Raw genomic sequence first — 16,620 nt, 5'->3', positions numbered from 1 at the left:
GCGCCCGCAGCGGCTTTGAACCCAGCCGTAACCCGGCTCGGAACAGCGAGGACTTGGCAGGCATCTGCCACGACGCGCTGCCCGGCTCCCCACAGCGAGGACTTGGCAGGCATCCGCCACGATCCGCGCTGTCCGGTTCCCCGCCGACCCTCGACCGGATACCCCACCGCGCTGCGCACACCGCTATGCACGCAGCGTCTTCCTGTGGTCTCGCCGTCGAATCAGATCGGTTCAGTCCGTGGACGCCTTCTGCTCGACGACGATCTCCCGCTTGAGGATCTTGCCCGTTGCTCCCTTGGGGAGTACGTCGGTGAATGTGACGATCCGCGGATACTTGTAGGCCGCCACCCGCTGTTTGACATGGTCGCGTATCTCATCGGCCGTGATCTGTGCACCGTCCCGGAGGGTCACGACGGCGGCCACCTCCTCTCCGTAGGTCTCGTGCTCCACGCCGACCACTGCGGCCTCGGCGACGGCCGGGTGTTCGTAGAGCACCTCCTCGATCTCACGCGGGTAGACGTTGTATCCGCCGCGGATGATGAGGTCCTTCTTCCGGTCGACGATGAAGTAGTAGCCGTCTTCGTCGACACGGGCCAGATCGCCGCTGTGGAACCACCCGTCCCGGATGGCATCCGCGGTCGCATCCGGACGATTCCAGTACCCCTTCATCACGTTCTCGCCGCGGATCGCGATCTCGCCCACCTCGCCCGGGCCCACCTCGGTGCCGTCGTCCGCCACGAGCTTGAGCTCGACCCCGCGGATCGGGAGGCCGATCGAGCCGGCCTTGCGTGGCCGGTCCGGAGGGTTGAACGACGCGACGGGCGAAGTCTCCGAAAGCCCGTAGCCCTCCAGCACCGTGACGCCGAATTCCCGTTCGAAGCCGTGCAGTACCTCGACCGGCAAGGAAGCACCGCCGGAAACGGCCAGGCGCAGTCGTGAGAGGTCGTAGCCGTCGGGGATCTCGGTGTGGAGCAGGGCTGTGTACATCGTGGGGACGCCCAGGAAGATGGTGGCCCCGTCCTTATACATGATCTCCAGCGCCTTGGCCGGCTCGAACCGCGGCAGCAAGGTCAGGGTGGCGCCCGCGGCGACGGCAGTGTTGAGAGCGCAGGTCTGCCCGAAGGCGTGGAACAGTGGCAGGCCCCCGAACAGTACGTCGGCCGGCCCGACGTGGAGCAGCGTCTCGGCCGCAGTGGCCGCGTTGGTCATCAGGTTGCGGTGGGTCAGCTCGGAGCCCTTCGGGGTTCCTGTCGTGCCCGATGTGTAGAGGATCACGGCAGTGTCGTCCTCCGCCCGGTCGGCGACCCGGGGCATCGGTTCGGTGGCCTGCACCAGGGTGTCGAACGCGGCCGAGTCGGTGACCAGACAGTCGGCCCCGACTTCCGCCGCGGCCATTGCGACCTCGTCCGCGCACCGCGGGAATGTCACCACGACCCTCGATCCGGAATCCCGGAGAGCGAAGGCTATTTCACGGGCCTTCAGCAGCGGATTCATCGGCACCACCACGCCACCGCAGCGGAGGATGCCGTAGTACGCGACCGGGAAACTGATGACGTTGGGCATGACCAACGCGACGCGATCGCCCGGCCGGACGCCCTGGGTCTGCAACAGTGTGGCGAACCGGGCGCTCGCGTCGCTGAGTTGGGAATAGGTGAGGGCGATCTCATCCTGGCGAACGGCGACGCGGTCGCCGTCGGCCCAGGCGGATTCGGCCAGGAGCATGGCGAGGTTGTTCATTCGGATTCCTCTTCGATCTGGGCTGGTGGCGGTCATCGTCGGTGCCGGCAGCCGCCGAGGCCTGCGGAGTTCTGTGTCGCGATCACGTCGCGCGGGGCAACCCCGCCGCGATCGGGCCCGGCGCCGGTGCTGTGCGGATTTCCCCAGAAGTCGGGCGGCAGGCCGCGTCCCTGCTGCATGGCCAGCCACAGCCGCAGGACGTGGCGCTTCAGCTCGGGCTCGACGAAGTCCTCATATTCCGTGCGGGAATGAAGAACCGCATGGTTGTTGAGAAACAGCAGGTCGCCGACCTCGAAGTCGACCTCGAGCCGGAGCTCGGGTGACGCTGCCAGTGCGTCTATGAGGTCGAACAGTTCGACGTCCGTCGGCTCCAAGTGAGGAACGTCAGGAAAGCGCTGTGCGGATTCGAGGTAACAGCGGTTGTAGCGCATGCTGAGCTTGCCCCCGCCCCAGGACACGAGCGGGACCGCGGCGTACGGGCGCTCGCCGGGCGCTTGCTCCTCCCGTCGGTCGAGGAAATGTGTGCGGTACATTCGCTCGAGCAGATCCGGCCGCCGCGCCAGGACGGCGTTGTAGACCGCTGCCGAGCTGACGACGGCGGTCCGCGCGCCGGAGCGGGCCGCTCGCAGGCACAGCAACCCGAGGGCATCGGATCCGTCGGTGTGGAACGGCAGCCTCGCTCTGGTCTGATATCCGCGCGTTCCCGGGTCGGCAAGGCTACGGCCGGTGTCCCGGGCGTGGCCGAGCACGTGACCCGATGCGTTCTGTGACACCGGAACACCCAGATGCCGGCCCACTCCCCAGAAAATCGTGCTCGCCGCTGCCTGGCTGTAACGCTCGACCGGAATACGTTTGACGAGCACGAATCCGCGTCCGTTTTCCAGTACGTCAGCTATGCGTTCCAGCTCGCCGGCCAGGGTCGGCAGCGGAAAGTCGTCGGCGGTCACCTTCAGCAGCGGAATGCCCCGCTCACGCACCGCACGAAGGGCCGCCTCGAGTTCGTCGATCTGCGCCGGCGAGAGCCGCAGGACCCATTCCTCGGAGTCCTCCAGGGCCGGACCCGTCCACACGGTCGGCCCGGTACAGGGCCGACGCAGCACGTTGACCACGCTCGTCATGGTGACCTCTCTCAGGTCGTACGTCTCTCTTCAATCTCGTGTGCGGCTCCATGCCGACTGGGAACAGAAAATGCGCGTACGACGTGTCTCCTTTCCTGGCCGAAGAATCCTGACGGCTTCGGTGCGCGTCATTGCCCCGAATTCATTGATCTGCAGGAAATTCCGTGCCGATTTTTCAGGGCTGGTAAACACTTGGACGGTTTGCGATGGTGTCCTCCGCTGGATTTTCGATCGGCCGGGACGCCGTATCCAGGCGGAGTCACCGCAGCGGTGCAACGCTAGGTCACGACGTGGCCCATGGCTTGACGTGACGTGACATCTCACTTATCACTTGGGGACAAAGCCCCCTCTGGAGCGCGCCCATGAAGCCTCTTGTCCGCAATGCAGCGCTGAACAACTATGTCGAGGTCAGCCAGTCGCTCGGCATCGATGCGAGGGCCCTGATGAAGCGTGTGGGCCTGGACCCTGTCGGCCTCGCGGTCCAGGACAGATGGATCCCCGGCGTGGCGGTCGCCCAGCTGCTCGAACTCTCGGCGGCCGCCTCACGGCGCGCGGACTTCGGCCTGCTCCTCGCCGAGCGACGCAGCTTCTCCAATCTCGGCCCCATCAGTCTGGTCCTGCGCGACGAGCCCGATGTCCGCAGCGCCCTCGAACTTCTCGTCCGCCATGAGCACATGTACAACGAGATGCTCCGCAGCCGGCTCTCCGGGGCGAACGGCCTGGCCACCGTCAAGGTGAGCCTCGAGCTGGGTGAGGCCATGGCTGCCCGCCAGGCCACGGAGCTGGCCGTGGGTGCCTTCCACGGGGTCCTCCGCAGCTTTCTCGGTGCCCGGTGGCAGCCGCTGTCCGTGTGCTTCACGCACGACGCGCCGACGGATCCCGGTACCCACCGGCGCCTCTTCGGCCCCGTAGTGGAATTCGACCGGGAATTCAACGGGATCGTCTTCTACGCCAGCGATCTCAAGGCTCCCAACCCCATGTCGGACCCGCTGCTGCGGACCTACGCCCGGCAGTATTTCGAGTCCATCGCGGTCTCGAAGGACACCACCGTGCTGGACCGCGTGCGTGAGCTGATCGAAGTCCTGCTGCCGACCGGGCGCTGTTCGATCGAGCAGGTCGCAGACAGCCTCGGCATCGACCGGAGGACGATCCACCGGCACCTGGCGGCCTTGGGCGAGACGTTCTCCTCCGTTCTCAACGCAACACGTATCCAGCTTGCGGAGCAGCTCGTGGCGAACCCGCGCCGCTCGTTCACGGAGATCTCCGGGCTCCTGGGATTCTCGGCACCGAGTGCCTTCTCGCGCTGGTTCCGCGAGCGGTTCGGCTGCAGCCCGCGAGAGTGGCGGGTCCGCAGGGCCATGCAGCAGCCTTCCGGCGAAAAGTGACCACCACAGTTTCTGCACAGGGCTGGGAACAACCATTCGCGCCACGTCTCGGCATGCCCCTGCATGGGTCCGGGGACGACGGCCGCGAGGGCAAGACATGTCCCCAAGCGGCAAGTCTTCTGTCACCTTCGGTCAAGCGCGCGCGTTAACCCGCCCTTAACGTTGCCTCACCGCAAGGGACATGGCCGACCCCACGAAAACGAGCAGACACCCTGCCCGCAGCCGAATGTTCCCCTCCCGGGCCCGCCGATCGTATCCGAGACACCGGCGAGCCCGGGAACCCCGTCTGCAATCCCGCGTCCGCTCCTCGCAATCCCTCCGGGCCTCGCATCGAAGGCAGTGATGCGTGCGGCGAGTGAAGACCCATCCGACAAAGGAGATGGACCATGCACTTCTTCGATGACTCCCTGTATCCGGAGAACCAGGAGAAGCTGGTCATCCAGGCCGCGCCCTACGGGCCGGAGTGGCTGCCCGGTGACGCCGACGACCTTCCGCTCACCATGGACGAGCACGTGCAGGCGGCCGTCGACTGCTACAACGCCGGCGCCACGGTGCTGCACATCCATGTGCGCGAGCTGGACGGTCACGGATCCAAGCGCATCTCCATGTTCAACGAGCTGATGGCCCGCCTGCGCGAGGCCGTGCCGGACATGGTTCTGCAGATCGGCGGGTCGATCTCCTTCGCTCCCGAGGACGAGGGCGGCGACGCGAAGTGGCTCAGCTACGACACCCGCCACATGCTGGCCGAGATCACTCCCAGGCCCGACCAGGTGACAATCGCGATCAACACCAATCAGATGAACATTGTCGAGATCTTCGACGACGAGGACATCGAGGGCACCTCGATCGCCAAACCGGGGTACTACAAGGCCTATCGGGACATGGTGGTCGAGGCCGGTCCGGACTTCTACCTCGAGCACCTCAAGCGGCTCCGCGCCAACGGCATCCAGCCGCACTTCCAACTCGCCAACATGGCACAGCTGGAGACCGTGGAGCGGCTGATCCGCAAGGGCATCTACAGCGGGCCGCTGGTGCTCAACTACGTGGCCATCGGCGGCGGGTTCGCCGGCCGGCACCCGGCCGACCTGATCGAGTTCATCCGCCGCGTCCCGGACGGCGCCGTACTCACCATCGAGGCCTCCATGCGCGCGGTGGCGCCGATGAACGCGATCGGCATCGCCCTCGGCACGCACGTGCGGGTGGGCAACGAGGACAACCTGTGGCGGCACAAGGGCGAGCGGATGTCCTCCGTGGCACAGGTCGAGCAGATGGTCAAGATCGCCGATACGCTCGGGCGGGAGATCGCCACCGGGCAGGAGGCGAAGAAGATCTACAAGATCGGCGAATGGTACTCGGACGCCGACGAGACCCTGACCCAGCTCGGCATGGTGCCCAACCGCCGACCCGGCCACCGCGGTTCCATGCTGCGCGACGTCACGAGCTGACCCGACCCCACTGGCGGCGGTCCGGAGCCCGTCCCGCCGCCGCCCCCCCCACACACGAGCAAACGGAGCACGCCATGGCACACGCCATTCGATTCCACGAAACCGGTGACCCTGACGTCATGCGGTGGGAAGAGGTCACCGTCGGCGACCCGGGTCCGGGCGAGGTACGGATCCGGCACGTCGCCGTAGGACTCAACTTCGCCGACACCTATTTCCGCACGGGCCTGTACCCGGCTCCGCTGCCCGCGGGGCTCGGCGTGGAGGCCTCGGGCGTGATCGAGGCCGTGGGCGAGGGAGTGTCGCATATCGCTGTGGGCGAGCGTGTGACCTACACCGGCAGTCCGCTGGGTGCCTACAGCACGGAGCGGGTCATGCCCGCGGATTCGCTGATCAAGCTTCCGGACGAGATCAGCTGCGAGACCGCCGCGGCGATGACCATGCGCGGACTCACCTCGGCCTACCTGCTGCGCCGGATCCACCCGCTGAAGTCCGGCGATACCGTGCTGCTCCACGCGGCGGCCGGCGGCGTCGGTCTGATCGTCTCCCAGTGGGCGAAGCTGCTCGGCCTCACGGTGATCGGCACGGTCTCCAGCGAGGAGAAGGCCGAGGTCGCCCGCGCCCACGGCTGCGACCACATCATCTACTACCGGCGCGAGAACGTGGCCGAGCGGGTGCGTGAACTGACCGACGGCAAGGGCGTCCCGGTCGTCTTCGACAGCATTGGCAAGGACACTGTCGCCGGATCCATGGCCTCGCTGCAACGCCGCGGCCTGCTGGTGTGTTTCGGTACGGCCTCCGGAGTCCCGCCGCTCGACGCCATGCAACTGGCCATCCACGGTTCGCTCTTTGTGACCCGCCCCGCACTGGCCGACTACATCGCCGAGCCGGCGGAGCGGGACGCCCTGGCCGGTGAGCTGTTCGGACACGTCGCGGCCGGCCGCATCAAGATCGAGATCAACCAGCGCTACGCCCTCCAGGACGCGGTACAGGCCCACCGTGACCTGGAAGCGGGACGGACCACGGGATCTTCCGTCTTCGTCCTCTGAGCTCGCCGTGCCCCGCACGTCACCCCAGGAGTGAGCACATGCCCCAGACCGTCCACCCGAAGGAAGACACGCCCGCACTGGTGCGTCCGGGCGTCCTCCGCACCTCGATGAAGGTCGAACCGCTGACCTGCACCATCGGCGCCGAACTGTCCGGTGTGAACCTCGGCGACGCCGCGCGCGACGGCGATCTGTTCGCCGAGATCAAAGCGCTGCTGCTGCAGTACAAGGTCCTGTTCCTGCGTGACCAGGACATCACGCGCGCCGAACACATCGCCTTCGCCGGGCGCTTCGGCCCGTTGGAGGATCACCCGGTGGTCGGCAGCGACCCCGACCACCCGGGGCTGGTCCGCATCTACAAGGATCTGGACAGCAAACCCGAGCACTATGAGAACGCCCTGCACTGCGACGCAACCTGGCGCGCGTGCCCGCCCATGGGCGCCGTGCTGCGCTGCGTGGAAACACCGGAGGTGGGCGGTGACACGGTCTGGGTCAACATGGCTGAGGCCTACCGCAGGCTGCCCGAGCACATCAAGACGCAGATTGCGGGCCTGCGCGCGCGGCACAGCATCGAGGCGACCTTCGGCGCCGTGATGCCGACGGAGCAACGCCACCAGTTGAAGGCCCGCTTCCCGGACCCGGAGCACCCAGTGGTGCGTGCCCACCCGGAGACCGGCGAGCAGATTCTCTTCGTCAACGCCTTCACCACGCACTTCGTCAACTACCACACGCCCGAGAACGTGCGCTTCGGCCAGGACTACGCGCCCGGAGCGGGCAGCCTCCTGAACTACCTGATCAGCCAGGCGGCCGTACCCGAGTACCAGGTGCGCTGGCGCTGGCAGAAGAACAGCGTCGCCATCTGGGACAACCGCTCCACCCAGCATTACGCCGTCCAGGACTACTGGCCCGCCGTCCGCAAGATGGAGCGCGCGGGGATTGTCGGCGACAAACCTTTCTGAGCCCCGACCAGAGAAGAAACAGACCTTTCTGAGCCCCGACCAGAGACGAAGAGGTGATGCCCATGGGACTTCATACTGCCGGCACAACGGTGCCGGGGACGTCTCCCGCCGCACCGGCTGTATCCCGTAGCTATGCCTGGCTGGTGTTCGCCCTCGGTTTTGGGCTTCTGCTGTCCGACTACATGTCACGACAGGTCCTCAACGCGGTTTTTCCCCTGCTGAAAGCGGAATGGGTGCTCTCCGATGCCCAGTTGGGATCTCTCAGCGGCATCGTGGCCCTGATGGTCGGTGTGCTCACCTTCCCCCTGTCGCTTCTGGCGGACCGCTGGGGCCGGGTCAAGATCCTGGTCATCGCCGCGACGGCGTGGAGCCTGGCGACCCTGGGCTGCGCCATTTCCGCGAGCTACGGCCAGATGTTTCTGGGCCGGTTCATGGTGGGCGTCGGAGAGGCGGCCTACGGAAGCGTCGGCATCGCGGTGGTCCTCAGCGTGTTCCCGATCAGTTTGCGGGCCACGCTCTCCGGAGCCTTCATGGCGGGGGGTTCTTTCGGATCCGTGCTGGGCGTGTCGTTCGGCGGTGTGATCGCCCAGGAACATGGCTGGCGCTGGGCGTTCGGCGCCATGGGAATCTTCGGACTGGTCCTGGCCGCGGTCTACGGCCTCGTGGTCACCGAGAAAAGGCTGGGCCCGGCGTCCATCCGTAACAGCGCCATGTCCGGCGAACACGTCCCCATCCGGACCCAGCTGCCGCGGCTGTTCTCCTCGGTCTCCGTGATCTGCGCCTACATCGGCAGCGGGCTGCAGATGTTCATCGCGATGGCCCTGCTCGCATGGATACCCAGTTTCCTCAACCGGTACTACGACATGCCTCCTGCGAAGGCCGGCGTGGCCGCCGGGGTCTTCGCGCTGATCAGTGGCATTGGCATGATCCTCTGCGGGATCGTCGCGGACCGCCTCAGCCGGAAGGCCGCGGCCCGGAAGTGGATCGTTGCGATCGTCTGCGCTCTCGGGTCGTTCGTGCTGCTGATGGCTGGATTCCATCTGCCAGCCGGGCCGCTGCAGCTCGTGCTGATCGCGGCCGGGACCCTGGTGGCCGGCGGCACCGCCGGTCCGGCGGCCGCCATGGTGGCCAACCTGACCCCCGCCGCCATCGCGGCGACGGCTTTCGCCACCCTCACCCTGGCCAACAGCCTGCTCGGGCTGGCCCCCGGGCCCGCGGTGACGGGCATGCTCGCGGACCACCTGGGCCTGCTCGGCGCACTGCAGGTGATCCCGCTCGTCGCGCTCGCGGCCGGCGTGGCCTTCACCATCGGCAAGTTCTCCTACGAAAAAGATTTGCGCCGCCTGGGGCTGTTCCCCGACCTGGCGCTCAAGACCCCGGAGTTGCAGTCATGAGTCTCAGCGCACAGCCGACGGTCGTCATCGTCCCCGGGCTGCGCGATCATGTGCAGGACCACTGGCAGACCGTCCTCGCCAACAAGACCGCCGATGCCCGAATCGTTCCCCCGCTGGAGAAGGACAGGCTGAGCCGCGACGCCCAGGTCGCCGCACTGGACGAGGCGCTGTCGGACATCTCCGGCCCCGTCGTACTGGTTGCCCATAGTGCCGGGGTGATGACCACCGTGCACTGGGCGCAACGACACCGGCGTCCGGTCAAGGGGGCGCTGCTGGCGACGCCGCCCGACTTCGTCACCCCGCTGCCGGATGGCTATCCCACCCTGGAAGTCCTGCGCGAAAACGGCTGGACGCCGACGCCGCGGACGCCCCTGCCCTTCCCCAGCATCGTCGCGGCGAGCACGAACGACCCCCTCGCCGATGTCGATCGCGTCGCCGATCTCGCCCGGGCATGGGGGAGCCGCCTCGTGGACCTCGGCCCGGTCGGACACCTCAACCCTGCCTCCGGCTATGGCGCATGGCCCCGGGCGGAGGAGTTCGTCCGCGAGCTCGGCCAAGCCTCATCCGACATGTCCGCCTGACCGGCCACGGCCATACCCCACGCTCCTTCCTGCCGCCCCGGCAGGGAGGAGCCGTGCGCCCCCGGCGCCCGTCGTCGAAGACATGCCGGTCCGTCCGTAGGCACGTTCCCCGGCCGGCCGCTGCGCACTGGTCCCCACCCGCACGACCCCGCCCCTGGAGGCGCTGATGAGCACCGATGCCGACCAGCTGTGGTCCCCCAGCCGTTCGACGGCCGAAAGCTCCAACGTCGCCGGCTTCATGCGCTGGCTGAGCGAAAAGCGGGGACTGTCCTTCTCCGACTACTCGGAGCTGTGGCGGTGGAGCACCACCGACGTGCCCGCCTTCTGGTCGGCGGTATGGGAGTTCTACGGCCTTGACGCCGTCACCAGCTACGACGAGGTGCTGGCCGACGCGTCGATGCCCGGAGCCTCCTGGTTCGGGGGAGCGCGGATGAACTTCGCCGAGCAATGCTTCGCCCGTACCACCGACGAGCGCCCGGCCCTGATCAGTGTCTCCGAAGGCGGCGTTCCGGTGGAGACGTCGTGGCGGCAGCTCGGACGCGACGTCGCTGCTGTCGCCGCATCCCTTCGAGAGATGGGCGTAGGGCCTGGTGACCGCGTTGCCGGATACCTCCCGAACACGTCACATGCCGTCGTCGCGTTGCTGGCCAGTGCCGCTGTCGGCGCGGTGTGGACGGTGTGCTCGCCGGACTTCGGTACATCCAGCGTGCTCGCGCGGTTGCAGCAGGCGCAGCCGACGGTTCTGGTGGCCGCCGATGGCTACTCCTACGGGGGGAAGAAATTCGATCGACGTCCGGCGGTCGCTGAGATCGTGGACGGGTTGCCCACGGTCCGGCATCTGATCGCGGTCGGCCACCTCTACACGTCCTCAACCACATCACCGTGGTCGCAGCGGCCTCGGCTGGAGCAGCACACGTGGTCCACGCTTCTCGACAACCAGGCGGAACTCACCTTCGCCGACGTCGCCTTCGATCACCCCTTGTGGATCTTGTGGTCATCGGGCACCACGGGCGTGCCGAAGGGCATCGTGCAGGGCCACGGCGGCATCGTCGTCGAGCTGCTCAAAGCCCTCGGCCTCGGCGTCGACCTGCGGAGCGAGGACCGCTACTTCTTCCATACGTCCACCAGCTGGATGGTGTGGAACTTCATGGTCGGTGGCCTGCTGCACGGCGCCACGATCGTCCTGTACGACGGCAGCCCCACGTACTCCGGCGTCAACGGCATCTGGAAGGTCGCCGAACAGACGCGCGCGACGATGGTCGGCGTGGGAGCGGCCTACCTGGTCGCTGCAGAGAAGGCGGATGCGCACCCAGCGGCTGAGATCGATCTGAGTGCTCTGCGGTCGATCCTGCAGACCGGCTCATCGCTTCCCGGCAGCACGTGGCGCTGGGTTTACGACCGTCTCGCCCCTGACGCATGGCTGCAGTCGATCTGTGGAGGGACCGACGTCTGCTCGGTCCTCGCGGGGGGTTCCCCGCTCCTGCCGGTGAGGGTCGGCCGGATCCAGTGTCCCGCGCTCGGTGTTGCCATCGCCGCCTGGGACGCTTCCGGACAGCCGCTCGTCGGGGCGCAGGGGGAGTTGGTGGTGACGGCACCGCTGCCCTCTATGCCGTTGCACTTCGTCAACGACCCGGAGAATCAGCGCTATCTGGCGAGTTACTTCGATGTCTATCCCGGCGTCTGGCGGCACGGCGACTGGGTCACGGTCGACCCGGACCTGTCGGTCGTGGTTGCGGGACGTTCGGATTCCACACTCAACCGTATGGGCGTGCGGATGGGGTCCGCCGACATCTACGCCGTTGTCGAGCAGCTTCCCCAGATCGCAGACAGTCTGGTCATTGGCGCCGAACTGCCCGACGGCCGGTACGTCATGCCGCTCTTCGTCGTCCTCGCCGAAGGGGAATTTGTCGACGACACACTTCGGAGTGCCATCGTGACGTCGATCAAACACACGCTCTCACCTCGTCACGTTCCGGACGTCATCGTTCCGATAGCTGCCGTGCCGCGCACCTTGACCGGGAAGAAGCTGGAGGTGCCCGTCAAGCGCATCATCCAGGGAGCTCGAGCCGCTGAAGTGACCGCTGAGGGTGCCGTCACCCACCCCGAGATACTGGCTTGGTTCGAGGGGTTCGCTGCCAGACTCCCAGCCGGACGCTGAGGCGGCAGCCCAGACGGTAATACGCGGAACATCAGACGGCTCGGCCCGTCCGGCACGACCGGACGGGCCGAGCCGTGTTCAGGGGTTCGCCCCGGTAGGCCGTTCGGGTGTCTACCGACCAGGTGTTGATGCGGCGTAATCGGTCACTCGTGCGAGAGATCATACCGGAGCGGGACGGATGGTGGGCAAGTTCGACAACTGCCCGTTGCGCATATGCGATTGACGACTACTGTGTGTGCCCGGTGATCAACGGTGGGCTCATATCTTCCGAGCCTGCCCGACCGATGAACCGAGCCTCACCGACCACCGTAGGTGCCATCGCATGAACGCCGATTCCTGGTGCCCCACGTACCGAGGACACTGATGTCTCAACTTCGCGCACCCGAAGCGCGACCAGAACGCCGAGAGGGCGGACGGCACGGCCGACCGGGTGGCCGTTCCCACTCGGGCACGGCCGGGCCGCGCACCGCCCAGCCGTCCCCCGAGGCGCGTATACGACCCCAACTCCTGCGCACCGCGGTCCTGCCGACCGTCGTCGCGGTGCTGAGCGGAGTCGCAGCGGTCACCTTCACCGTCCGCTCCACCGGAGCCAGGCCTTCCACCGAACTGTGGACCGCACTGGGCGGGGCCGGGGCGCTGGCTGTTTCCGCCGTGCTGGCCGCGTACCTCGCCGCCAACCGCGTCGCCACCACCGTCTACGGCCGCTGTCTGGCGCTCCGGCGCGCCAGCGCACAGGGCCGGGCAGAACTGCAGCGGTTGGTGGAACAGCTTCGCAACGGCGAACCGGTGCCCGCACGCAGGCCCGCGCAGCCCGCCGCGCCCGGCAGCGATGCCTTCGAGCTCCTCGCGCAGGAACTCGGCCGCCAGCAGGAAGTCGCCGTGGCCGCGGTTGTGCAGGCGTCCCGGCGCTCCGGCGAGGACCAGAAGGTCGAGGTCTTCGTCAATCTCGCCCGCCGACTGCAGTCGCTCGTGCACCGGGAGATCCAACTGCTCGACGAACTGGAGCACGAGGTCGAGGACCCCGATTTGCTCAAGGGCCTCTTCCAAGTCGACCATCTCGCCACCCGTATCCGCAGACACGCCGAGAACCTCGCCGTCCTCGGCGGCGCCGTCTCCCGGCGCCAGTGGAGCAACCCGGTCACCATGATTGAGGTCCTGCGCTCGGCGATCGCCGAGGTCGAGCAGTACCCGCGGGTCAAACTGGTTCCGCCGATCGACGGCACGCTGCGCGGACACGCCGTGGCCGATGTGATCCATCTGCTGGCCGAACTCGTGGAGAACGCCACCGTGTTCTCCGCCCCGCACACCCAAGTGCTGCTCCGTGTCCAGCAGGTCACCGCCGGACTGGCCCTCGAGGTCGAGGACCGGGGCCTCGGCATGCCGGGCAACGAGCAGAAGCGGATGAACGCCCTGCTCGCCTACCCCGACCAGGTCAATGTGGCCCATCTCCTGCAGGACGGCCGGATCGGTCTGTTCGTCGTCGCGTCACTCGCCCGACGACACGGCATCGCGGTCCGGCTGCAGAGCAACATCTACGGAGGCACGCAGGCCGTACTCGTCCTCCCGCAGTCCCTGCTGGGCGTGGACGGGGACGCTCCGGCCGGAGCCGACGCAGCTCCGGTCCCGCCCCCGGGGCCCGTTCACCGTTCGCCGACCGAGCACGACACCGGCAGCCACCGCAAGCCGAACCCGAGCCTGAGCCCCCGTCCGGGCCCGCCACCCGGTCCGCAGGTCGGCACCAACCGGCAGCCGTACGTTCCCAGCCAACCGCTCCGCCTGCACCAACCACCCCAGCAGGCACGACGCCAGGGCGAAGCCCCACCGCTCCCACTGCGCGCCGAGCGCCTCGACCGCCCCATGGAGGCCGAGGCCCGCCCCGGAATCCGGGGCGCGGACGACGCCCCCGCGGCACTCCACTCCGACCACGCCGAGTCCGGAGTCGTGCGCGGCACCATGGGTCGGCCCCAACTCCCCAGGCGCGCCCACCAGGAGCACCTGGTTCCGCAGCTCAGGGAGGCACCGGCCCCGCGCACCGAGGACGAACAAGCCCTGCACGACCCGGGACTCATGGCGGCTTTCCGGCGGGGCATCGAACTCGCGGAGGCCCGTGCCGAATCCGAGACGGACACTGCCCACGCCCCGGACACGAGCCTCGAGGCAGCGGCCCCCCAGACCGGGCAGCCGCAGGCCCGGCCCGAACCGCTGCCGGTCCGCGGACAGCGGGCGACCGTCGCCCCGTACCACCCGGAGCCGGCCCCGGATCCGGACGCGGCCCCCGCCGCCGACCCACTCGAAGCGAACACCTCCAAGGAGTAGATGCACCATGGCGACCGATATGCCGTCCGGTCAGGTCTCGGACCTCGACTGGCTGCTGAGCGGACTGGTCCAGCGCGTGCCGTACACACGCAGTGCAGTCCTCCTCTCCGCCGACGGGCTGGTGAAATCCCTCCACGGCATGGACGCCGACAGCGCCGACCACATGGCGGCGCTGGCCGCAGGCCTGTACTCGCTCGGCCGCAGTACCGGCGCGCGCTTCGGCGACAGCGGTGACGTACGCCAGGTGGTGGTCGAGCTCGACTCGACGCTGCTGTTCGTCTCCACCGCCGGGTCCGGCACCTGCCTCGCCGTCCTCGCCGGCCGCGAGGCGGACGCGGCGGTGCTCGGCTACGAGATGACCATGCTGGTCAAGAGCGTCCGGTCCTATCTGATGACTCCGGCGAGACAAGCGGCCGGGGCACCGAGCGCCACGGGGCTGTGAGGGTGTCGGTTCCGCAGGACGGGCCGTTGCTCGACGACGCGGCCGGCCGGCTCATCCGCCCGTACACCGTGAGCAACGGCCGTACCCGTCCGACGACCGTGCTCGATCTGCTCTCCCTGGTGATGGCTACGGGGACCGAGCCGCAGATCCATCTCGGTCCCGAGCACTCCGTCGCACTGGGGCTGTGCGGCGGACCCACCTCGGTGGCCGAGATCGCCGCCCATCTGCGGCTGCCCGCAGTCGTCACCAAGGTGCTCGTCTCCGACCTGGTGGACTGCGGGGCAGTGACCGCGCATCCGCCGGCCTTCCATGACATGCCCACCGACCGATCTCTGCTGGAGGCAGTGCTCGATGGCTTACGACGACAGCTTTGACGGCTTCGGCAGCTTTGCCGCGTACGAGAACAGCGCAAGCTCCGAAGGCTTTGGAGGCCACGGAAGCCACGGGAACCATGCCCATGCGGAAGGCTATGGCGGCGCCGGAGGCACTTACGACTCCGGCGGCGGCTCCTATGACTCAGGCGGCGCCGCCGGAGCCGGCTCCTGCGAAGGCTTTCCCGTCGCACTCAAAGTGCTGGTGGCAGGTGGGTTCGGCGTCGGTAAGACGACCTTCGTCGGTGCGGTCAGCGAAATCGCACCGCTGAGCACGGAAGAGCTGCTGACCCAGGTCAGCGCCGCGACCGACAGCCTCGACGGCATCGAGTCCAAGACCTCCACCACCGTGGCGATGGACTTCGGCCGCATCACGCTCGACGAGCAGCATGTGCTCTATCTGTTCGGCACGCCCGGTCAGGAACGCTTCTGGTTCATGTGGGACGAGCTCTCCCAGGGGGCGCTGGGAGCCGTTGTGATCGCGGACACCCGCAGGCTCGCGGAGTGCTTCGCCGCCGTCGACTTCTTCGAGCGGCGCGGCATCGGATTCATCGTCGCGGTGAACGAGTTCGACGGCGCCTACCGCTACGCGCCCGAGGAGGTACGGTCCGCACTCGACCTGGGGCCAGGCGTGCCGGTCGTGCTGTGCGACGCCAGGATCGCCAGCTCGGGCACCGGGGCACTGGTCACGCTGGTCCAACACCTGATCAACGCCACCTCCGCCCCGGCCCCGCTGTCCGGCTTCGGAGCCCACCTGTGACCCGTCATGCCAACGGTCGGCTGCTGCTCACGCCTGTCGACCGCGACGCCTTCGTCCGTACCCAGCGGCTGAGGACCCTGGGCCTCGGGGAGCGTACCGACGCCTCGTTCGACAACTTCGACGCCTTCGCCGACCGGGTGGCCGAGGTGACCGAAGTGCCTTTCTCGATGGTCAACTTCATCGACCAGAACCGGCAGTTCTACGCCGGACTGCACACCCCGGCAGGCACGCACCAGGGCTCCGGCCTGGGCGCCGTGGCGGCGGGCAGCGGGCGCGGCGGCCGGTATGTGGCCCTCGACCACGGCTATTGCCCGCATGTCGTCGTACGGCGCAAGGCGCTCGTCCTGGAGGACGTCTGCGACTACCCACGGTTCGCCGGCAATCCGGTGGTAGACGAGATAGGCATCCGCTCCTACCTCGGCGCGCCCCTCATCGACCGTACGGGCATCGCCCTGGGTGCCGTCTGTGCCGTCGACACCGTGCCCCGTCCGTGGGGCAGGGCCGGGCTCGACACGATCAAGTCCCTGGCGCAGGAACTCGTCGGGCACATCCATCGGCGGGAGAACAACAGCATCGGCATCTGATCGGGCGAGGCCCGGCGGCCCGGTCCGCGAACAGACCCCGACCGTCCTCGGACCCCGACCGCCGTACCGTCCAGGAACGTCAGCACCACCGAGTCCGACCGCCCCGGGTTCGGTAGAGATCTCAGATTGCGGTTGTGATCTGGAGTCTCGTGAGTTTCGTGTAGTAGTTGGCCTCGTCTTCGACGGGTGGGATGTGCCCTATCTCACCGTGGAGCCGTCGGTGGTTGCACCAGTCGACCCACTCGGCGGTGGCCAGTTCGACCTGGGCGAGCGCCTTCCAGGGCCCGCGGGGTTCGATCAACTCGGTTTTCACTCCACCCCGGGGCG

At 67.8% G+C, this 16,620-nt stretch carries 14 protein-coding genes and 1 pseudogene; 12 read left to right on the top strand and 3 right to left on the bottom strand.

Annotation, left to right across the window (positions count from 1 at the left end; translation table 11 throughout):
• Positions 1–231: 231 nt before the first annotated feature.
• Entirely contained in the window at positions 232–1,737 is a 1,506-nt protein-coding gene (locus tag ACZ3IC_RS20595) for a long-chain-fatty-acid--CoA ligase (RefSeq protein WP_467418000.1), read from the bottom strand.
• A gap of 32 nt (positions 1,738–1,769) precedes the next feature.
• Positions 1,770–2,855 (bottom strand): TauD/TfdA family dioxygenase, encoded by a 1,086-nt coding sequence (locus tag ACZ3IC_RS20590; protein ID WP_467417999.1) that lies wholly within the window; start codon positions 2,853–2,855, stop codon positions 1,770–1,772.
• 362 nt (positions 2,856–3,217) lie between these two features.
• Here ACZ3IC_RS20590 and ACZ3IC_RS20585 point away from each other — a divergent pair, with 362 nt between their 5' ends.
• The 12 genes from ACZ3IC_RS20585 to ACZ3IC_RS20530 all read left to right on the top strand — a co-directional run bounded on the left by ACZ3IC_RS20585 (position 3,218) and on the right by ACZ3IC_RS20530 (position 16,293).
• Entirely contained in the window at positions 3,218–4,240 is a 1,023-nt protein-coding gene (locus tag ACZ3IC_RS20585) for an AraC family transcriptional regulator (RefSeq protein WP_467417998.1), read from the top strand.
• A 386-nt stretch (positions 4,241–4,626) separates the two neighbouring features.
• A complete protein-coding gene (locus ACZ3IC_RS20580) occupies positions 4,627–5,685 on the top strand; it encodes a beta-keto acid cleavage family enzyme (protein ID WP_467417996.1) in 1,059 nt (352 codons plus the stop codon).
• Between the two features lie 74 nt (positions 5,686–5,759).
• Positions 5,760–6,731, top strand: a complete 972-nt coding sequence (locus tag ACZ3IC_RS20575; RefSeq protein ID WP_467417995.1) for a quinone oxidoreductase family protein — start codon at positions 5,760–5,762, stop codon at positions 6,729–6,731.
• A 38-nt stretch (positions 6,732–6,769) separates the two neighbouring features.
• On the top strand, positions 6,770–7,687 hold the full coding sequence (locus ACZ3IC_RS20570; protein ID WP_467417993.1) for a TauD/TfdA dioxygenase family protein: 918 nt from the start codon (positions 6,770–6,772) through the stop codon (positions 7,685–7,687).
• 143 nt (positions 7,688–7,830) lie between these two features.
• Positions 7,831–9,081, top strand: a complete 1,251-nt coding sequence (locus ACZ3IC_RS20565; RefSeq protein WP_467417992.1) for an MFS transporter — start codon at positions 7,831–7,833, stop codon at positions 9,079–9,081.
• A complete protein-coding gene (locus tag ACZ3IC_RS20560) occupies positions 9,078–9,662 on the top strand; it encodes an RBBP9/YdeN family alpha/beta hydrolase (RefSeq protein WP_467417990.1) in 585 nt (194 codons plus the stop codon). Before ACZ3IC_RS20565 ends, ACZ3IC_RS20560 begins: the two co-directional genes overlap by 4 nt.
• A 166-nt stretch (positions 9,663–9,828) precedes the next feature.
• Positions 9,829–11,820, top strand: a complete 1,992-nt coding sequence (locus ACZ3IC_RS20555) for an acetoacetate--CoA ligase (RefSeq protein WP_467417989.1) — start codon at positions 9,829–9,831, stop codon at positions 11,818–11,820.
• 363 nt (positions 11,821–12,183) lie between these two features.
• Positions 12,184–14,136, top strand: a complete 1,953-nt coding sequence (locus tag ACZ3IC_RS20550) for a sensor histidine kinase (protein ID WP_467417987.1) — start codon at positions 12,184–12,186, stop codon at positions 14,134–14,136.
• A 7-nt stretch (positions 14,137–14,143) separates the two neighbouring features.
• Positions 14,144–14,578, top strand: a complete 435-nt coding sequence (locus ACZ3IC_RS20545; RefSeq protein ID WP_467417986.1) for a roadblock/LC7 domain-containing protein — start codon at positions 14,144–14,146, stop codon at positions 14,576–14,578.
• 2 nt (positions 14,579–14,580) lie between these two features.
• Entirely contained in the window at positions 14,581–14,952 is a 372-nt protein-coding gene (locus ACZ3IC_RS20540; protein ID WP_327271533.1) for a DUF742 domain-containing protein, read from the top strand.
• Positions 14,930–15,709 (top strand): GTP-binding protein, encoded by a 780-nt coding sequence (locus ACZ3IC_RS20535; RefSeq protein ID WP_467417983.1) that lies wholly within the window; start codon positions 14,930–14,932, stop codon positions 15,707–15,709. Before ACZ3IC_RS20540 ends, ACZ3IC_RS20535 begins: the two co-directional genes overlap by 23 nt.
• Positions 15,706–16,293: a GAF domain-containing protein gene (locus ACZ3IC_RS20530; protein WP_467417981.1), complete on the top strand. Its 588-nt coding sequence runs from the start codon at positions 15,706–15,708 to the stop codon at positions 16,291–16,293. Before ACZ3IC_RS20535 ends, ACZ3IC_RS20530 begins: the two co-directional genes overlap by 4 nt.
• 121 nt (positions 16,294–16,414) lie before the next feature.
• Here ACZ3IC_RS20530 and ACZ3IC_RS20525 read toward each other — a convergent pair.
• Positions 16,415–16,612, bottom strand: a pseudogene (locus tag ACZ3IC_RS20525) (integrase core domain-containing protein); the annotation flags it as partial.
• Positions 16,613–16,620: the final 8 nt, after the last annotated feature.

This window comes from Streptomyces sp. NPDC002958, assembly GCF_055563255.1.
This window is presented reverse-complemented; position numbering and strand designations above follow the sequence as displayed.

Bases quoted from the DNA above. Each gene is read 5' to 3' on its own strand.
- ACZ3IC_RS20535 (WP_467417983.1), top strand. From the start codon at position 14,930: ATGGCTTACGACGACAGCTTTGACGGCTTCGGCAGCTTTGCCGCGTAC.
- ACZ3IC_RS20580 (WP_467417996.1), top strand. From the start codon at position 4,627: ATGCACTTCTTCGATGACTCCCTGTATCCGGAGAACCAGGAGAAGCTG.
- ACZ3IC_RS20550 (WP_467417987.1), top strand. From the start codon at position 12,184: ATGTCTCAACTTCGCGCACCCGAAGCGCGACCAGAACGCCGAGAGGGC.
- ACZ3IC_RS20555 (WP_467417989.1), top strand. From the start codon at position 9,829: ATGAGCACCGATGCCGACCAGCTGTGGTCCCCCAGCCGTTCGACGGCC.
- ACZ3IC_RS20560 (WP_467417990.1), top strand. From the start codon at position 9,078: ATGAGTCTCAGCGCACAGCCGACGGTCGTCATCGTCCCCGGGCTGCGC.
- ACZ3IC_RS20595 (WP_467418000.1), bottom strand. From the start codon at position 1,737: ATGAACAACCTCGCCATGCTCCTGGCCGAATCCGCCTGGGCCGACGGC.
- ACZ3IC_RS20575 (WP_467417995.1), top strand. From the start codon at position 5,760: ATGGCACACGCCATTCGATTCCACGAAACCGGTGACCCTGACGTCATG.
- ACZ3IC_RS20545 (WP_467417986.1), top strand. From the start codon at position 14,144: ATGGCGACCGATATGCCGTCCGGTCAGGTCTCGGACCTCGACTGGCTG.
- ACZ3IC_RS20570 (WP_467417993.1), top strand. From the start codon at position 6,770: ATGCCCCAGACCGTCCACCCGAAGGAAGACACGCCCGCACTGGTGCGT.
- ACZ3IC_RS20590 (WP_467417999.1), bottom strand. From the start codon at position 2,855: ATGACGAGCGTGGTCAACGTGCTGCGTCGGCCCTGTACCGGGCCGACC.
- ACZ3IC_RS20585 (WP_467417998.1), top strand. From the start codon at position 3,218: ATGAAGCCTCTTGTCCGCAATGCAGCGCTGAACAACTATGTCGAGGTC.